1 protein-coding gene and 2 pseudogenes are annotated in these 2,231 nt (G+C 63.3%); 1 reads left to right on the top strand and 2 read right to left on the bottom strand.

Annotation, left to right across the window (positions count from 1 at the left end; translation table 11 throughout):
- Positions 1–141: 141 nt before the first annotated feature.
- Both QZY48_RS00660 and QZY48_RS00655 read right to left on the bottom strand, forming a co-directional pair.
- On the bottom strand, positions 142–318 hold the full coding sequence (locus QZY48_RS00660) for a hypothetical protein (protein WP_295426481.1): 177 nt from the start codon (positions 316–318) through the stop codon (positions 142–144).
- 36 nt (positions 319–354) lie between these two features.
- Positions 355–1,431 (bottom strand): annotated as a pseudogene (locus QZY48_RS00655) (NAD(P)/FAD-dependent oxidoreductase).
- A 421-nt stretch (positions 1,432–1,852) separates the two neighbouring features.
- Between QZY48_RS00655 and QZY48_RS00650 the strand changes: the two are divergent.
- Positions 1,853–2,231: pseudogene (locus QZY48_RS00650) on the top strand (hypothetical protein); the annotation flags it as partial.

Raw genomic sequence — 2,231 nt, 5'->3', positions numbered from 1 at the left:
GTAGGAGCGGCCCCCAGGCCGCGACGGGCTGCCGCAAGGGCCTGTGGCCGGAGTGATGATCAAGGCCCTGCATGACGTCGCAGCGGCCGGGCCAGCCGGGGGCTTACTGGTGGGGGTTGCCGGCCGCGCTGGGCCCGGCAGTCATCGCTGACTTGCGCTCGTCTGGATGGATTTCGTCATGACCTTGAGGATCTTGACATTGATGGCAATGAAGCGGAAGAACTGCCAGATGATGGAGGTCCGCCGGTATTTGGTGAATCCGGTGGGGATCGGGGGATAGTAATCCTGGCGGTAGGGCTCGTGGGTTTCGCCGGTCATCGCATAGTGCCTCGCTGAAGGTGGACAGGGGACGCATCAATCGGGGAGGAGGGACCACCCCGGACGGAGATTGGCCTGATAGATGAAGACATGATGCAGGAGGAACTTCATCCAGTGCCCGGCGAGCCCGACCTCGAAAAAGGTGAGATCGACATCGCGTCCATACTGAGGGTAGGTGTCGCGGTCGGGCACGACGGGGAAGACGGCAATGCTGGCGGCGCTCCCTTTGAAGAGGTGGGCGCCGGTCGAGGCTACACAGACCGCGCCCGCCTCCGCCATCGAGGCGGTGTGGTCATGAAGCCGTTGGGGGCGAAGACGGTCGCGGTGATGTCCGTGCCCGCGCGGTCGCACGCCTTGAGCCCAACCCCCGCGAAGGGCGGGATCAGCATGGCGAAATCAAAGGGCAGTTCGTGGTAGGTGCCGTCGAGCTGCTCATAGTGGATCGTATCGGGTTCGACCTTGGTGACATGGGCGCGGGTAATCCACTCCACCCCCCGTTCGGCCATCAGCGACTCGGCGAAGAGCTTGCTGTTGGTCACGTAGCCGCTGTTGGCGACGTGCATACCGCCCATGCCGAGGTCGCCCAGCTCATACTCGTTGCTGAGCCAGATCAGGCGCGCCCGCTCCCGCACCCCGGCCTGACGCAGGGTGTAGTCGACGTTGTAAATGTATTCAAAGGCCGCGCCCTGGCAGGTGCACATGCCATGTCCGGTACCGATGACGAAGGTCTGGTCCTGACCGTTCTTCATCGCCGTGATGGCGGCCTGCAGGCGGCGATTTGCCTCCAGCGCGTGGGGGGGGTGCAGACGGACATGGTGTAGCCGGCCTCTGGGCCCAGCCCGGGGGTGGCGGCGAAATTCAACTTGGGTCCGGTGGCATTGACCAGGTAGTCATACTCGACGGCCTCGGTCTGCCCCGCGCGCCCGCCGTCCGCATATTGGATCGTGACAAAGGGCTTGGCGTGTTCGGTGTCGCCTTCGGGGTGAATGGACAGGGCCCCGGCCAGGCGGAAATCGATGTTGAGTTTCTTGTAGAGCGGCCGACCCACTTGCCCAGGTATCTGGCCACCGTGTGGCCGGCAATACCGGCGCCGAGGATGACGATACGCGCCATATGTAGACTCCGAATGTGACTGAGGTTGGGATGCCCGTCTATCGCGAGACTGAATGTTTCCTCCATATCGCTCGCCGGTCTTGATATCGTTGCGCCCCGATGCGCCATGAGCGGCGCCCCAGGCCGCACGGGCGCACGGCCGCGGCCCCAGGCGGTTGGCCGGCAGTATGATGAAGACCGCTTTACGTTAGAATATAAGCAGACGTTGAGTGGCGCCCAGCTATTAGCTATAACTTATTTGCTGATGCGTTTGGTTCCACTCCGTCGCCGCTTTCGATGGTAACCGTTATCGCGCTCCCATGCCAAGCCCTGTTTGCGGTGACCGACCGGCGTCGCTCCTGATGCGGCCAGGATGGAAACCCGGCGCATTCGGATCTCGCTTTGCGCATAATCGCGTGCCGCCCGCCGACCCGGAGACCCCATGGATCGCCCCGCACCCTTCGCCCCGGCGCATCTGCGCCGCCTGCTCCTGTGGCTTGCGCTGCTGTGCATCTCGCTGGCCCTGCTGCTGACCCAAGGCCACTGGGAGGGCGTCTGGCTGGCCGAGTGGACGGGCGCCCCCTATCCCGTTGCCCTGGTCCCGGGTACCGTGCTCATGGTCTTTACCGCGGCGCTCTTGTGTGAATTCATGGACACCGGCCTGGGCATGGGCTTCGGCACCCTGAGAGGGTATAGACAAAATCTACCTGGCCGATATTCTTGCGCGAGTTTACAAGAACGAGGCGCGCAACGATGTCGAAAGGTGGTCGGCCAAAGAAGATCAACGAGGGACAGTATGAGGTGTTGCGCCAGATCGTCGC

This window comes from uncultured Thiodictyon sp. (assembly GCF_903828115.1).
In the GTDB taxonomy this organism is placed as follows: Bacteria; Pseudomonadota; Gammaproteobacteria; order Chromatiales; family Chromatiaceae; genus Thiodictyon.
Note: the sequence above shows the minus strand (reverse complement) of the source record. Positions and strands in the feature narration are given on the sequence as shown.

Coding starts and splice junctions, on each gene's coding strand:
- QZY48_RS00660 (WP_295426481.1), bottom strand. CDS start 318: ATGACCGGCGAAACCCACGAGCCCTACCGCCAGGATTACTATCCCCCG.